Origin of the sequence: Candidatus Palauibacter sp. (genome assembly GCF_965222475.1) — a bacterium.
Lineage (GTDB): Bacteria > Gemmatimonadota > Gemmatimonadetes > Palauibacterales > Palauibacteraceae > Palauibacter.
Map to the genome: position 1 here is coordinate 198,253 of NZ_CBDCUB010000002.1, position 15,347 is coordinate 213,599.

At 71.2% G+C, this 15,347-nt stretch carries 9 protein-coding genes; 1 reads left to right on the top strand and 8 read right to left on the bottom strand.

The features are described 5' to 3' along the window. Positions 1–8: 8 nt before the first annotated feature. The 6 genes from ACOQPP_RS06175 to ACOQPP_RS06200 are packed head-to-tail and all read right to left on the bottom strand — an operon-like array spanning position 9 to position 7,872. Positions 9–1,946, bottom strand: coding sequence for a prolyl oligopeptidase family serine peptidase (locus ACOQPP_RS06175; RefSeq protein WP_420636042.1), 1,938 nt, complete (start codon positions 1,944–1,946; stop codon positions 9–11). After that, positions 1,943–2,437, bottom strand: a complete 495-nt coding sequence (locus ACOQPP_RS06180; protein ID WP_420636043.1) for a hypothetical protein — start codon at positions 2,435–2,437, stop codon at positions 1,943–1,945. The genes ACOQPP_RS06175 and ACOQPP_RS06180 overlap by 4 nt, the downstream gene beginning before the upstream one ends. Further along, on the bottom strand, positions 2,434–4,401 hold the full coding sequence (locus ACOQPP_RS06185; protein ID WP_420636044.1) for a S9 family peptidase: 1,968 nt from the start codon (positions 4,399–4,401) through the stop codon (positions 2,434–2,436). The genes ACOQPP_RS06180 and ACOQPP_RS06185 overlap by 4 nt, the downstream gene beginning before the upstream one ends. Positions 4,402–4,441: 40 nt before the next feature. Continuing rightward, complete coding sequence (locus ACOQPP_RS06190) at positions 4,442–5,002, bottom strand: hypothetical protein (RefSeq protein ID WP_420636045.1); 561 nt, start codon at positions 5,000–5,002, stop codon at positions 4,442–4,444. Then, the gene (locus tag ACOQPP_RS06195; RefSeq protein ID WP_420636046.1) at positions 4,999–6,822 is read right to left on the bottom strand and encodes a M66 family metalloprotease; all 1,824 of its coding nucleotides are present in this window, start codon (positions 6,820–6,822) and stop codon (positions 4,999–5,001) included. Before ACOQPP_RS06195 ends, ACOQPP_RS06190 begins: the two co-directional genes overlap by 4 nt. 6 nt (positions 6,823–6,828) lie before the next feature. After that, a complete protein-coding gene (locus tag ACOQPP_RS06200; RefSeq protein ID WP_420636047.1) occupies positions 6,829–7,872 on the bottom strand; it encodes a M14 family zinc carboxypeptidase in 1,044 nt (347 codons plus the stop codon). 150 nt (positions 7,873–8,022) lie between these two features. On the opposite strand from ACOQPP_RS06200, the gene ACOQPP_RS06205 reads away from it, so the two are divergent. Continuing rightward, a complete protein-coding gene (locus ACOQPP_RS06205) occupies positions 8,023–8,601 on the top strand; it encodes a hypothetical protein (RefSeq protein ID WP_419165216.1) in 579 nt (192 codons plus the stop codon). Between the two features lie 10 nt (positions 8,602–8,611). Here the strand turns inward: ACOQPP_RS06205 and ACOQPP_RS06210 are convergent, their stop codons facing one another. After that, positions 8,612–12,193, bottom strand: coding sequence for a UvrD-helicase domain-containing protein (locus tag ACOQPP_RS06210; protein WP_420636048.1), 3,582 nt, complete (start codon positions 12,191–12,193; stop codon positions 8,612–8,614). Further along, positions 12,190–15,339 (bottom strand): PD-(D/E)XK nuclease family protein, encoded by a 3,150-nt coding sequence (locus tag ACOQPP_RS06215; RefSeq protein WP_419165214.1) that lies wholly within the window; start codon positions 15,337–15,339, stop codon positions 12,190–12,192. The genes ACOQPP_RS06210 and ACOQPP_RS06215 overlap by 4 nt, the downstream gene beginning before the upstream one ends. Between the last annotated feature and the right edge of the window lie 8 nt (positions 15,340–15,347).

A 15,347-nucleotide genomic window follows, 5' to 3' on the forward strand; every position in this document is an offset into this window, starting at 1 on the left:
AGCGCGCTTCAGTCCGCGGCGCAGCCGCCGAGATGGCGGGTGAAGAACTCCTCCAGACGCGAATAGGTGTCGACGCGGTTGTCGGGGTTCCGGAAACCGTGTGCTTCGTCCGGGTACGTCTTCACCTCGACGCTCTTCCCGAGTCGCTCGAATTCGGCCACGGCGTGCTCGAAGTTCTGGATCGGCACCCGGCGGTCGAGTTCCCCATGCATCAGCAGCACGGGGGCGGTGATGTCTGCGATGCGCGACACGACGTTGCTCTTCGCGTACGTGTCGGGCCGCTCTTCGGGGGTGCCGCCGTGCCCGGTGACGGAGAAGATCTTCCCCAGCCGGTCCGTGTACTCGAGCGTGTTCAGCTTCGAGTAGGCGCCCCGCATGGGGACCGCCGCATTGAACTTGTCGGGCGTGAGGCTGATCGCCGACAGCGACATGCTCCCCCCGTAGCTGCCGCCGTAGATCCCCACCTTGCCGTTCACATAGGGGAGGGTGCGGAGGAAGTCGGCCGCCGCGCCCGCATCCCGCGCCTGGTCCCACAGCCAGTCCTCGACGGAAAGATCCTGGAACTCGCGCCCGAACCCCGATCCCCCCCGGTAGTTGATCGCGAGCACCACGAACCCTTTCGAGGCGAGGTACTGCTCGGTGAGGTTCAGACCCTGCTGGTAGGAATTCGTCCCGCCTCCGTGCACCTGGACGAGGGCCGGACAACTCGCTCCCTCGGCAAGCTGCGGCGGGCGGTACAGGAAACCCTGGATCCGGAGTCCATCGAAGCTGGAATAGGCGATCTCCCGGGGCGCCTCGACGGACCGCCAGACGGGGGCGAACGAGGTCAGCCGCTGCGGGACCCCGCCGATGAGATCCAGGGCGTACGCTTCCCCTCCCCGCGTCGGCGACGCGTGGACGAAGGCGAGGCTCCCGGCGCCCGCGGCATGGCTGAGGCCGCAAATCGTCCCCTCCATGTGCGTGACGCGCGTGGCCACGCCGCCCGCGGCGGGCACCGCCCACACGTTCACCGTGCCGCGTTCCAGGTAGGGGAAGTAGATGGACCCGCCGTCCGCCGACCACGACGGGGCGTGCCGCACGGCCGCGTCGGTGGCGTAGACCTGCATGTCCACGATCCGCTCCGCGGGCCCGGCCGCAGCGTCCAGGTCCTCGACCACGTAGATGTAGGAAAGGTCTTCGTACCAGTATTCGTCCCTGGCGGTGCCGAACACGGCGATCCGGTCGCCCTCGGGGGACCAGACGGGCGTGGACATCGCCATCAGCGTCCGCGTGAGCTGCCGACGGTCCCCGGTTTCGACCTCGACGATCCAGAGGTCGTCGCGCCAGTAGTCGGAGGCGTTCGAGACGTAGACGAGTTCGCCCCCATCCGGAGACCAGGCGGGCGCGAAGCGCGGATCGTCGAGCGCCATCGCGGCGTCGGTCAACTGGCGCGGGGGGCCCGAGCCGTCGGCCGGCACCAGCCAGACATCCTGGTGGCCGCTCTCCGTCGAGTAGAAGGCGATGGTCCGTCCATCCGGGGAGAACGCGGGCGCCCGCACGCCCTCCATGGCGTCCATCACGGGGCGCGCTTCGACATCGCCGACCTCCGCGACCCGGATCTCGCCGCCCGCCGCGAAGGCGATCCGGTCGCCTGCGGGCGCCCAGGCCGGGTTCGAGCCCTGGAGCCAGAAGCCGGGCGACCCGAACCCGCCCGCGTCGCCCCGCTCCGAGAGGTACAGACCCGAACCCCCGGGTCCAGAGCCGGAGACCGCGAGATACCGGCCGTCCGGCGAGATCGCGACGCCGCGCACGCCCGCGTTGGTCCGGTGGATGTTGTCGAGCGTGAGGTCGAGTTCCGCCGGCCCGCCGCCCCCGGGTACCGCATCGCCAGGTGCCACGCACGCCCCCGACGCCAGGATCAGCGAGGCGATCCACGGGGTTCCGGGAAACCGATTCGCGTCGTTCACGCCGCCGCCTTCGACCCCGGCCGGCGCAGCACCTCTCCCGTGAGGGCGTCCGTCGGCGCCCCGTCGTCCACCACGAACTCGCCGTTCACGACGATGTCCTCGGTCCCCACCGCCTGCGCCATCCAGAGGACGCCGCCCGGGCGGTCGAAACCGTTCATCCGCAGCCAGATCGCCGTCTCGAACGGCGTCTCCCCGCGCTCCGCCGACACCTCCGCCAGCGTCTTCCCCACCAGCTTTTGGAGGGCGATGAAGCCGGGCGTCACGTACTTCCCCGCCGCGTCCACGACCCGGTCCGCGGTCGCTCCGGGGAGGTCGCCGACGGCCACGATCTCGTCGCCGCGGATCCCTATGTCCGCGCGGAAGTACGGATTCCCCGAACCGTCGAGCACCCGCCCGTTCCGGATCAGGACATCGTACGATTGCGCGGACGCGGGCATGGAGGCGCAGAGGACGGCTGTAAGAGCGATCAGCGCGGCCAGTCGAGCTCTCATGGCGCGGACTCCGTGTTCGGTCGCAGGTGTCGGGCGAAGAGCGCGTCCATGCGTTCGAGGATGTCGCGCACGGTCGCCTTGTAGCGCCTCAGGCTGTGATCCTCGTCCGGATACTCGATGTAGGAGAGGAGGTCGCCCTTCCCCGCCTCGCGCATCCGCTCCGCCCACACCTGGGACTGGCGCGGGGGCACGGCGGCGTCCCTCAGACCCTGCAGGAGCAACTGCGGAACCTGCACGTTGTCGACGAAGTTGACGGGCGATCGTTCCTCGTATTCCTCCGGGATCTCCTCGTACGGCCCGCCGAACTCCGAACGCTCGCGACGCGGGGTGCGGCTGGCCGTCCAGTGCCGTCCCGAGGCGGCGAAACGGTCGTTGGCGAGCAGGCGCCACTCGGAGACCGGCGCGCGGATCACCTGCGCCTGGAACGCGTCCGGCGCCTCCGTGGCGATGACGAGGCTCATGTAGCCGCCGCCCGATCCGCCCCACGTCGCCTTGCGCGTCATGTCGACGTAGCCGAGCCCCTCGAGGAAGGGGAGGACGTTCATCACATCCTGGAACTCGACCCCGCCGTAGTCCGCGATGTGGAGATCGTGGAAGCCCTGCCCGAAGCCGCGACTTCCGCGCGGGTTGGGGGCCGCGACGACGAAGCCGCGCTGCACCCAGTACTGGCGCATCATCTCGAACGAGTGGTTCCACTGCCCGGGGTGGCCGTGGAGGCGGACGATCACCGGATACGTGCGGGACGGGTCGAAGTCACGAGGGCGGTAGAGGAGCGTCGGGATCGGCAGGTTGTCGGGGCCCGGGTAGTACACCTCCTCCGCCTCGCTCAGCCGCTCCGGGTCGATGCGTCCCATCGAATTCGTGACCTGGACCGGCCGCTCGCCCCACTCTCCGCCGTTCCAGGCGGTCTTCCAGATGTCCGGGGTGCGGGTGTCCGACTGCTCGATCCAGGCGAGTTCGTCTCCATCGGGTGAGAAGCGGGGCCGGGAGCGCCGGCCCTTCCCGCCCGTGATCGCGCGCGTCGCCCCCATCCCGTCCGCCGGGGCGACCACGACCTGGTTCGAGAAGCCGGACGCGTCGGAGCGGGTGAAGACGAGCCGGCGCCCGTCGGGAGACCAGGAGATGCCGCCGTGCTCGCGCTCGTCGTACGTGATCGGCGTCACGTCGCCGGTTTCGATCCGGACGACCGCGACCTGGGCCCACCCGCTGCGACCATTCGCGAAGGCGAGCCGGGTGCCGTCCGGCGACCACGCGAAGCCGCCGTTCCCCCCTCCGATCGCGGGGTCCACGATCACGCGACTCTCGGTGCCGCCCACGGCCCGGATCCGGATGTCGCCGCCGCTGGAAAAGGCGATGAAGCGACCGTCCGGGGAGAAGCGGGGCGAGGTCTCGTTCGCGTCGCCCGTCGTGAAGAGACGGGGCCAGGCGCGGGAGTCGGCGAGATCCCGGAGGAAGATCCGCGGGCCCGCAGGGGTGCGGACCTGGTAGGCGACCGTGCGGCCGTCCGCCGAGAGCGTCGGCGCCGTCTCGATGACCGCGTCGTTGAAGGTGATCGGGGTCGGCGCGGCACCCGATGGGGCGGTGGGGATCCGCCACAGGTTGTCGTAGCCCTGGAAGTAGCGGGCGGAGACGAAGACGAGTTCATCGCCGCCGGGAGACATTCCGAGGCTCTGCGCCGGCTCCGGACGGGTGCCTTCCGGTGGCCAGGCGAGCCCCTCGGGATCGCCGCCATCCGAAGCGATGCGGAAGATCGCCAGCGTGCCCGAATCGTGCGCGTTCGATGTGTAGTAGAAGGCGTCCCCGTCGGCGGACCACACGAACTCCCCGACCCGCGACACGCTCAGCCAGTCGTCGAGCGATTGCGCGAAGGCCGGGCGGGCGCAGAGGGCGGAGGCAAGCGCCGTCGCATGGAGCGTGGAGAGGAAGAGTCGCGAGGCTCGGGGCGGGGGGTGTGAGCGGTTCATCCGACCCTCCGGGGTTCTGTCGGCGCCTTTGGCGCGGAAGCTAGTCCAGGTCCAATCCTACGCCCAGATCGATCCCCAGCGCGACGGCGTGGTCGGCACTGGAGGGCGTATTGGCGAACATGCGGCGCCAGGACACACCCGGCCCGAGGCGCAGCCGGCCGACGCGGATCCGGATCCCCGCGCCCGCCTCGACACCGAGGCCGGCTTGCGGCGCTTCCCCTTGCGTTCCTACGCGGATGGCGCCGTAGAGGGCACCGATCCGCGCCCAGAGCGCGCCCCGGAACAGTTCCGCCCCGATGGCGGCGTGGTTTCCGGTCACCGTCGGCTCGCTCCCCCGACAGAACCCCTCCTCGCAGCCGAACGCGGTCCGGATGTAGCCGGCCGCGAGCGTGATCCCCGGGCGCACCTGCCTCCTGACGCGGATTTCGTACGAAAACTCCGGCACCCACTCGAGACCCGCCTCGGTGGACGTGTGGTTCCCCACCATCCACCCGCCGCGCACTTCCGCCGAGGTCTGCTGCGCGACGGCGGCACCGGCGGTCAACGCGGCGGCCATCCCCAGGGCCACCCCGCGGCCCGCCCGACTCCCGCGCGCGCTCATTCGCGCGGCCCCGAGATCCCGCCGCCCGGCACCCCGTCGCTCAGCACGACATCCATGCCGGCCGCCCAGGCGGGCGTCTCCGCCCCGTCCCGGAGCACGCCGCGCAGGCGGCCCGTGTCGGGGTCCGTGACCAGGGCCACCCGGCGCCCCCCGGACCGCGGCAGCGCGACCGAACCTTCCGGGCCCGCGAGCCGGATCCGGTCGAGCCCGCCCCGCCCCGCCCAGGCCGCCTCGTACGGGATGGCGAACGCGAACTGCCCCCCTCCGAACTCGAGTTCATCCGGCGAGAACGCGAGCGAGAAGAGGCGTCGCCCGCCGCGGTCGAAGCCCTCCACGCGGTAAGGGCCGTCCTCGACCGGCAGCCTTCGGGGCGCCTCGATGATGAAGGAGGGCTCGAGCAGGAGCCCGTCCTCTCCGATACTCCCCCAGAGGAGCAGCGTCGTCTCGGGAGCATCGGTCGGTGTAAGCGACTCCCGCGACACACGGAAGTTCAGTGCCCGCACGAAGTGGTAGTCGCTGATCCAGCTGGGATCGCAGTACGTCATCAGGTCCCGATACTCGGAAGGGTCCACGATCTGCGTGATCCCGGCGCGGGTCTCGTACCCGAACGCTCCGATCGAGCCGTCCTGGTAGGGGAAGTTCGGATCGGGATTGCTCGCGCTGCCGCAGGGCGCGTGCCGCAACCCCATGTTGTGGCCCAGTTCATGGGCGAACGTATCCAGATCGAGTTGGCCCACGCTGGTCGGCCGACCGATGTAGCCCAGACCCCCGTACGGAGCGTCCGAGGGCCTCGCGAAGGCGCCGTAGTAGTAGCCTCTCCCTCCCTCGACGAGGCGAAGCACGTTGATCTCGCGGATGACCTCGAACCAGCCTCCGCTCGTCGTGAGGTCCGCCGACGTGCGGTAGGGCTCGTGGACCGTAACCTCCAGCTCCCCGACGGGCAGGATGGAGCGGATGAACGTCATCTTGGGGCCCGTGGCGGTGATCCCGTCGACCCAGGTCAGTACCGCCCGGTCGTCCAGGGCGTGCAGCACGGGCACCACGGTCAGGTCCAGGGTCGGAACCGCGCGTACATCGAGAACCAGCCGTCCCTGGGCGGGCACCCGCAAGTCACTCCCCGTGATCGCGGGGACGATCCCCTCCGGGTCCAGTTCCACCGCCAACTCCACCCCCGGCTGCAGGACCCACCCCGGCACCTCCCCGTTGAAGGATCGATCGAGCCGGCCCTCGTCGACGGCAACCGGTATCCGATCCAGGGCCGGATCCAGGCGCATCGTGTGGATCGGCGCGCCGTCTTCGTAGAACGTGGCCAGCGGGCGAGGCCGGAAGAAGCTCGTCCGGTCGCCCGCGACGAAGACGCGAAGGAGCGCGGCCCGGCCCGCGATCAGGGGCACGTCCCCGCCGAGCGTCTGGACCGCCTGCGTCATGTGAACCGCGGCGGCCTCGATCTTCACGCTGCGGGGGTTCACGCGCAGCCGGGCTCCGGCGCTCAACCGGGCGAGCTCCGCCCGAACCCGTACCTCGTGGCCGGCCTCGAGGCCCTGCGCCCGGCCATCCGGCCCGACGGTGGCGACCACCGGGTCGGAAACGGACCACTCCGGCGGCGCCCATGAGGGGATATTGCGGAACGCCACGCCGTCCTCGTCCAGCACCCTCAGCCGATACCCGGCGCTCTCACCCTCGAGAACGCTCGTATCCGGCGGCAGGATCTCCAGAATCCGCGGGATGCGATCCGGCTGCGACGCGAGGTCTCCGCACGCGGCGAGGGACAGGGCCACCGCCACCGTTCGAAGAACCGGTCTCGTCGCCTCAACCATCATGTCGCCTCAACCATCATGTCGCCTCAACCATCCCTCTCCATCCCGGGGGTCGCGAATCTGCCGCAGCCCCGCCGTGATGAACGTCCACTGGAAGGCCATCTGATCGCGAACCGGCATCGCGACGAGACCTTCGGCCGTCGCGTCGCGGGTGATCGATTCGGGCGCGCATCCTCTCGACAACTCCAGCCTCCAGGCATCGAGCCGCGCGTACCAGCGTTCCGCCACCGGATCCGGCGGTCCCGGCGCATCGCCGACGCCGGGGAGGAGGAAGAGCGGCATCTCGGGTACGAGCGTGAGGGTATCATACCCGCACGAGCGCACGGTTTCCATCGAACTCGGCCGGAAGCGGGACGCCGTCTCGAAGTCGCCGCGTTCCTCGAAGTGCGCGGCCATGCGTTTCGAATCCGGACGTGATGCGAAGCCTCGCTCGAACCGGAAGAACCCCTTCTCGCCATGTCGCTCGACATCGTGGAGCACGTAGCCGAGCCTCTCGGCGTGCTCGCGGCAGGCCGTCTTCAGCCCTTCACAGCGGTGCTCCCAGGCGCGGTCGATGAGGAAGAACGGCCCCGCCGCGAATCGCGTGCCGTGCAGCGAGGCGTGGAGCACGAATGGACGATCGGCGGAACGCCACCAGCCGTACGCCGCCCGGTTCTCGGGGCGAGCGCCCGAATCGCCGGGGTCGCGCGGGAAGCCGAACTCGATATCGTCGCCCGGAAGCTCTCGCGCGGCCCCGTTCAGATACCGCCCGAGGTCGTAGCCGACGGCGTCCGGGTCCTGCCAAGCCGCGTTCCGGAGTTCCCCATCGGGATTGATATGAGGAATGATCCACCACTGATAGCGCGTGAGCATGGGATCGTCCGCCTCGAGTCCCGCCAGGTATCCGGCGAGGCGGCGCAGGAGGCGGGGCCCGACGGGCTCGTCCGCATGACAGCCGCCGAGGAGGCTCACGGCCGCGGGGCCGCGGCCGAAGCGGTGACCGAAGATCGGCCGCCCCTCCCGCGACATCCCGAGCGCAACCCCCCACTCCGGGAGGGATTGCTCGGCGACCACGATCTCGTCGAAACGTCCCGCGAACCGGATCGCGATGTCGACCTCCTTCGGGGTTGGGCTGCCTCCGCATGAACCCTACATTCACGTCCCCTCCGCGTCACACAGTCGCGGACGGAGGATGAACCTCGGCCCCGGACCCCGTCCCGAGCGATGATCGAGCCTCTTACGCTGGCGGCGATACCATTCCTGATGCTCGTGGCAGGGGCGGGTTTCCTCCTCGGGTGGTGGATCCGTGGCCGACACATCGCCGGGCGAGAGCTGACGCTCAAGCGAAACTTCGACAATTGCGTCGCCGCCGTCGAGGACGACGCGCGGCGCGTGCTGGAACGGGTGAAGGCCGATTCCGACGTGCGGCGGAAGAGGCTGGAGGCCGAACGCGACCGGCTCCACGCACGTCTGTCGAGATTCGAGACCAGCGGGCGGGCGCCCGCAAGAACGCGGCCGGCGGAGAGGGGGGCGCGGAAAGAGCGTTTCCGTTCCCGTCCGTCCGGCTCCGCCGCCGCCCAGGCGCCGAGAGAGACGGACGATCTGAAGCGGATCAAGGGGATCGGGCCCGCCTTCGAGAGGCGGCTCAGGGAGCTGGGCCACAAGACGTATCGGGACATTGCTCTGTGGAGCGCCCGGGACATCGATGAGCTGGGTGAGGGGTTCGGGGCGCGCGTCCGGCTGACCGAGTGGTCCGCCCGGGCGGCCGAGCTACATCGCGACAAGTACGGCGCGGAGCCCTGACCGGGAACCGTCAGAGCGCGAGCACGATCCCGCACGCCGGCTCCCCCGTGGCCCGCCGCACGGCCTCGACATAGCAGCCGACCTGCGCCTCATACGCGGCGCGGCCCTCCCCCGCTCGCCGATCCGTCTTGTAGTCGACCACCACCCAACGCGCTTCCGACCCTTCGATCTCCCGGAAGGCGAGATCCGCGACCCCCTCGACGACGGCCCCGTCTTCGTCCGCCTGGAAGACCGGGACCTCGCGCCGCACCGCGCCGGGATCGAGGGCCGCGGCGGCGCGGGCCCGCCTCAGGACCTCGTGTTCGAGGGCGCGCGCGGCGAGGGTGCCGGCCGCGGCGATTTCGGTCGCCGGGCTCCCCGGACCCCGGCCCAGGACTTCGGCCAGTCGACCGACCTCCTCGGCCTCCGCGTCGAGGGGTGCCTGCGCCAGAATCCGGTGCACGAGCGTGCCGAAGCTCTCGCCCCCGGGGCGCCCGTCCCCGTCCGGACCCTCGTCGGGAGGACGGGGGACGGCGATCCATTCGACTCCCATTCCGGAGGCGAGCGGCGTCCCCGCCTCGGCCGCCGCGCGCGCCACCGCCCTGGCGGTGCCGACCTGCACCAACGCGCTTCGCCCGGCCCCGAGACTCGTCTCGCGGGCGGCCTGCCACGCCTCGTGCGCGCGGCGTCCCGCCTCGACATCGAACGTGTGCTGCTCCTGCCTCTCGACATCGAGGAGCCGCTTCTGGCGTTCTCCGGCGAGCGCGTCGGCCTCGCGGTGGAGGAGGGCCGGGTCCCACCACACGACCGGAGTCCCGGCCTCGGACACGTGAACGCCCGGCGCGACGGATTCGCGCGGCGTGGGCCGGCGCTCGCCGTGCCTGTCCAGACGCTCGAGGACCGACTCGGTGCCGAAGGCAGGGACCCCCAGCGCCTCGGCGGAGGCCGGCTCGCGACGGGCTCCAGGCGGCGGGTATACGGCGCGGTTCATTGAATCGAGCCACCATTCGCCGTCTGCGCCGGAGGTCCCTCCCTCGCCGTCGCGCCCGTCCCCGAGCGCCGGGACCACCAGCAGGTCGCGGGCGCGGGTCGCCGCCACGTAGGCCAGCCGGTCGGCTTCGGCCATGTCCCGTCTCCGTTCGAGGTCCCGGTTGTCCAGCAGGTCCCGCGGCGCCGCGCCGCACAGCGGCTGGACCCACAACCCCTTCGCCGCGTCCACATGGCGCGTGGGCGTCTCGAACGTCGCGCTGCAGGTCATGTCGGCGAGGAGGACGACCGGGAACTCGAGGCCCTTGGCCTTGTGCACGGTCATCATCCGCACGCCTTCGGTCCCCTCCTCGACGATCGGGGCCTCCTCGGCCTGGCCGCGCTCCGCTTCGTCCTCGAGGCGATGGAGGAAGGCCCGGAAGGAGGGAGCTCCACTGCGCTCGAAGGCTCGCGCCCGGTCGACGACCCGGAGCACGTTGGCGAGCGCCTGTTCGCCCGTGGGCCAGATCGCGATGCCCGCATGCGCGCGCACGGTCCCGAGCAGCCGAAGGATGGTCTCCGGCAGGGGTCGGCGGTTCCGGAACCGGTGAAGTTCCCCGAGGAGTTGCAGGACCTCGGCCACGGCCCGCAACTCGGGCTTGAGGTCCGCCACCCGATCGGCGCGGTCCCCTCCCCCCCAACCGGCGAGCGGGTGAAGCGGGCCCACTTCGGCGCCGAACTCGAACAGCGCGCGGTCCCCGAGCGAGAAGAGCGGACCTCGGAGCGCCGCATAGACGGACAGGCGGTCGTCCGGCCATTCGATCGCCGTGAGCGCGTTCCGGACCGCCAGCACCTCCTCACGGTCGTAGTACGATCGTCCGCCGACCAGGACGTGGGGGATCGCCCGGGCTTCGAGCGCGCGCACGTAGGGTCTCGTGACGTCATCGCCCCACATCTGGAAGCGCCGGAAGAGGAGACACACGTGCCGGGGCTGGACGGGGACGGGGACCCCCGGCCGCTCCCGGTCCGTCACGGTCCAGTTCGACTCGCGGACCAGCCATTCGACGAATGCTCCGACCGCGACGGGAAGGGATTCCTCGATCGCCCGCTTCCAGATCGAGCCGTAACTGCCATAGGGTTCCGGCACCGGGAGCGCGATGATGGCGGGTTGCCCCTCGAGATCCCCCCGGAACGGAGCGAGCGGCACATACCGCGCCTGGCTGCCGTCTTCGGTCTCGGTCATCCGCGTCTCGAAGGCCCCGTTCACGGCCGCCTGGATCCGCGGCTGGGACCGGAAGCTCGTCGACAGATGCAGGACCCTGGCGTCCGCCCCGGCGAGCCGGCGTTTCGTCCGCTCGTACAGCATCACGTCGGCCCGGCGGAACCGGTATATCGACTGTTTCGGATCGCCGACGACGAACAGCTTCCCCCGAACGGGGGTGAGTCGCTCCGGGTGCGCGTCGTCCGGATCGTCGCTGCACAGGAGGAGGATGATCTCGACCTGGAGCGGGTCGGTGTCCTGGAACTCGTCCACGAAGAAGTGGGTGAACCGGCTTCTATAGTGCCCGCGTATCCCGGCGTCGTCCCGCAGGAGGTCGCGAGAGCGGATCAGGAGGTCCACGAAGTCGAGACGGCCTTCCCGCCGTTTGACTTCCTCGTAGGCGTACGTCACCGGCCACAGCTCCTCGCGGAGGTCCGCCGCCAGGTCGGCGTCCGCCAGCGCGAGGATGCGTTCGAGTTCGGCCTTCACCCCGTCCCGCCGCGCGATCACGTCCGCCTTCGCGAGGCCGGCCCCGAACTGCCGGGATCGGAAGCCGCGCCAGTTCCAGCCCCGCCAGCGCTCCCGCACGAACCTCCCCAACCAGGCCTCCAGTTGGTCGTAGTCGCGCCCGCGGACCTCCTCGCGCAGATCCAGTTCGCGCAGCCGGCTCTCGATATGGCGCAGGTTCTGGGTCAGGTAGTCGTCCTGCCGCGCGGCGCGCGGAGCCAGGTCCGCGAGCGCCCGCAGGAGATCCACGGCGCGGTCGAGTTCGGCTGCGCGGTCCCATGCGGGGCGGGACCAGGCCGCGTCGAAGTCGCGCTGGTCGACGAGGCGGCCCGCCGCCCGGCGCAGCGCGGCGCGGGGGCCGCCCGAGTTCCGGGCGTAGCCCCGGCGCAGCGCACGGCGGACTCCCGGGGGCGGATCGGCGAGCGCCTCCCGGAACCAGCGCTCGAACGCGACATCGAGAAACCGTCCGGCCTCGTCCTCCGCGGCGACCTGGAAAGCCGGATCCACCCCGGCCTCGACCGGCCGCTCGCGCAGAAGATCGACACAGAAGCCGTGGATGGTCCCGATATGCGCGAGTTCGAGTTGCTCCAGAGCGCGAGCGAGGCTGTCGCGGGCCGGACCCGGTTCCGCGCCCGCGCGGGCGGCCTCGATGTCACCGCGCAAGCGGAGCTTCATCTCGCCCGCGGCCTTCTCCGTGAAGGTCACCGCGACGATGTCCTCGAGCGTCCCGCGGCCGTGTTTCAGCACCTCCACGATCCGCCCGACGAGCGCCGTCGTCTTGCCGGTCCCCGCGGCCGCCTCGACGAAGAGCGTCTCATCGAGGTCGTTCAGGATCGCGTCGCGCGCGTCCTGGTCGGCGAGTCGCGCGGGCCGGTTCACGGGCATTCCCTGAGACGCCGGAGTTCGACGGGCGCGGGCTTGCGCCTGACGCGGCGCTCCTCATCCGGCCCGCACACCGGCCGATAGTCGCACCACCTGCACGCGCCCTCGCGCGGCAGGGCCGGGAACCGTCCGGCCGCGAAGGCGTTGAGGACGACATCGCTCAGGAGCCCCGCCGCCTCGCTCGCCCGCTCGTCCAGCCGCACCGCGTGATCCCTGAACTCGCCATCGGTGGTGCAGTAGTAGAGCCGGCCCGAATCCACCCGGGCGTCCGGGAACAACGCCTGGACCGCGAGCCCGTACAGGACCGGCTGGAGCAGTTCGCCCCCCTGGATGATCGCGCCCGGCTTCGCCCGGTGGCGTCCCGTCTTGTGATCCGTGACGCGAAGCACGCCGTCCGCCGTGCGTTCGACGAGGTCGATGGCGCCCCGAAGCTTGAGTCCGGTCTCGAGTTCGATCGGTTCCAGGACGGAGTGCGCGTCGCGATTCGGATCTCGCGGAAGCCCGAACGAGAGCTCGAAGCGCCACGGCTCGAAGGGCGTCCGCAGAAGACTCTGGCGCTGCAGCCATTCGCGCAGATCGAGACGGATGGACTCGATCCCGTCGTCCCAGACCCGGTCGATCGCGGGCACGAGACGATCCTTGAAGTCCGCCGCGACGCTCTCCAGCACCTCCTCCAGAAGCTCCAGAACGCGCGTAAGGTTCCGGGGGACCACCGGCAGCAGGGGCCGGTCCTCCCCGCTCTCGGCCTGCAGCCGCGTGAGCAGTTCGAACTGGACCTGATGCACGAGCGAGCCTCGCTGGAGCGGGTCGAGCGCCTCGATGCCGACGGGTCTCTCGCGCGGACGCAGTCCCTGGATGGCGTGCAGGTAGAACCGGTAGGGACAGGCGGCGAAGTGCTGCAGAGAGGTGACCGAATAGGGGCGTGCGACGGGCGACCGATCCGCCAGGGTGGCCGCCGCCTCCTCCGGCAACTGCACCAGACCGTCCGCCCATGTCCACCGGGGAACCTCCCACCGGTAGGCGCGAAACCGGAGGGCGCGCGCCAGATGAGGGTTCGCGTGCAGCAGATGCCCCGCGGCCCTCACCGCGCGGTCGCCGCGGAGGCCGAGGTGGTCCAGTACCGCGAGGTCGTATTCGGCTTCGTCGATCGCCTTCTCGCGCGACTTGGGGGCCGGCCAGCCGATCCGCGCGTCCGACACATCCTCCGCCCGCTTGGCGAGTTCCTCGAAACCCGGCAGCCGTCCCTCCGAGGCGTGCACGGCCTCGAGCGCGTAGAAGGAGGGGACCCGGGGCCTCGCCTTCATCGCCTCGATGCGGGGATACGAGAGGACGACCTGCTCCCCTGCCGCGCCGGCGGCGAGCCGAAAGGCGAGCCGCTCGTTCGCGACCCGGTCCGCGTTCGTCGCGAGTCGATTCGGCGCCAGGGCTCGCCGGACCTCGTCCAGGAGAATCGGATCCTCCGCGATCTTGGGCGGAAACACCCGCTCGGCCATGCCGGGGACGAACACCACGTCGAACGCGAGCCCGCGAGCCGCGTCGATCGAACCGACGAAGACGCGGCCGTAGCGATGGGCGCCCGGAGGGCGGGTGACCTTGCCCAGCCGCGACCCGAGCACCCGCAGCACCTCGTCCGGTTCGACCGGACCCACGGGACCCATCGGCCCCAAACGGGACAGGGCCGCGAGCACGTTCTCCGGATGGCGAAGCGAGCGGCTCGCGAGCGCGCTCAACGCGGTCAGCCACTCGCTCCAGGGCGCTTCGCCGGGCAGCGTGGAGAGGTCGGCCAGCAGGGGTAACGCATAGTCCTCCAGACAGGCGAGGTTGGCCAGCGATCGATCGATGCGCTCGATACGCGGATCGTCGCGATTCTCGTCCGCCAGCGCCGCGCGCTTGAGGTCGAGTTCCTCCGCAAGGCCGTGGAGCCGTCGCTCCCAGCGATCCAGCCCGCCCACGACGGCCGCTTCGACGAGCAGGTCTTCCCAGCGGCGCGGCACCCGCCGAGGCTCTTCTCCGTCCGTGGGGTCCGGCACTTCACCGATCGATACGTATTCGGCGAAGCGCAGGGCCGAATAATCCTCCACGCGGCAGCGCAGCAGGGCGAGGAACGCCCGCCCCGCGGGATCGGGGCGCCGCACGCCGGCGGCGAACCACGCGGGGATGCGGGCTCGGTCCAGCGCCTCCTCCAGGTAGGGTCGGTAATCCTCCGGCCGGTGAAGGAGGATGGCGCAGCGGTCGAACGGAGTGCCCGCCTCGGCGAGGGAGAGGAGGCGCCGAGCGATCTCGACCGCCTCCCGCCCCTCCCCGGGCGCCGAGAAGACCGTCACGGCGTCGTCCGGCTCGTGCGGGACCGGCGCCGGCTCGAACAGATGCGCGTGCAGACGACCGATCGCACCGCCCGCAGCGGGTGGCATCCGCGAGGCATCGAGCGGCTGCGCCCCGGCCCTCCGCAGCGCGGCCAGCGTGCGGGGGTCTCCCTCCGCGACCGTGGCCAGCACGACCGGACTGCGTCCGACCAGGGCGCGGACGAATCGCCCCTCCAGTTCCGTCCAGATCCGGGCATCGAGGACCAGCAGCGGCCGCCCCAGGGCCGGGTGGCGCAAGTCAGGGTCGCCCAGCGCCCCCGTCGCGGCCTCGAGGAGGCCGGCCCGGTCCGTCAGCCCGGCCGCGCTCCACTCCGCCTCGACCGCACGGGCGAACGCGGCCAACTGGGCGTCGGTCCCGGCCACCCCCGCCGGCGCGATGCCCGCCATCCGCAGTTCACGCAGCGCTCGGCCCATCGCACGGATGAAGCCCGGCGTGTCGGACACGCGCGCGAGGCGGCCGAGTTCCTCCGGATCGAGCCGCATCAGGGCGCGGGCGATGATGGCGTCGCGCGCGGCCCCATCCCCGACCGCGAGGCGGGAAGCGGCGAGGGGCGCGAGGCCGAGTTCCCCGGCCAGGAGTGAGAGCGTCGTGCGGCGCCAACCCATCGCGGCCCCCGCCGCCCGAGCCGCACGCAGCACGAGGTCGTGCGGGCCTGCGAGGGTCTCTCCGATGATCGTCGCCTCGGCACCGGGCGGCCTCGCTTCGAGCCAGCCTCGCGCGGCGGCGAGGCGCACGGCGGCGGTGGGGGAGACGATGAACTCGGCGGATGGCGCGGACATGGGCACAA

Excerpts from the sequence above, each read along its gene's own strand:
- ACOQPP_RS06180 (WP_420636043.1), bottom strand. The coding sequence starts at position 2,437 with ATGAGAGCTCGACTGGCCGCGCTGATCGCTCTTACAGCCGTCCTCTGC.
- ACOQPP_RS06185 (WP_420636044.1), bottom strand. The coding sequence starts at position 4,401 with ATGAACCGCTCACACCCCCCGCCCCGAGCCTCGCGACTCTTCCTCTCC.
- ACOQPP_RS06190 (WP_420636045.1), bottom strand. The coding sequence starts at position 5,002 with ATGAGCGCGCGCGGGAGTCGGGCGGGCCGCGGGGTGGCCCTGGGGATG.
- ACOQPP_RS06195 (WP_420636046.1), bottom strand. The coding sequence starts at position 6,822 with ATGATGGTTGAGGCGACGAGACCGGTTCTTCGAACGGTGGCGGTGGCC.
- ACOQPP_RS06205 (WP_419165216.1), top strand. The coding sequence starts at position 8,023 with ATGATCGAGCCTCTTACGCTGGCGGCGATACCATTCCTGATGCTCGTG.
- ACOQPP_RS06215 (WP_419165214.1), bottom strand. The coding sequence starts at position 15,339 with ATGTCCGCGCCATCCGCCGAGTTCATCGTCTCCCCCACCGCCGCCGTG.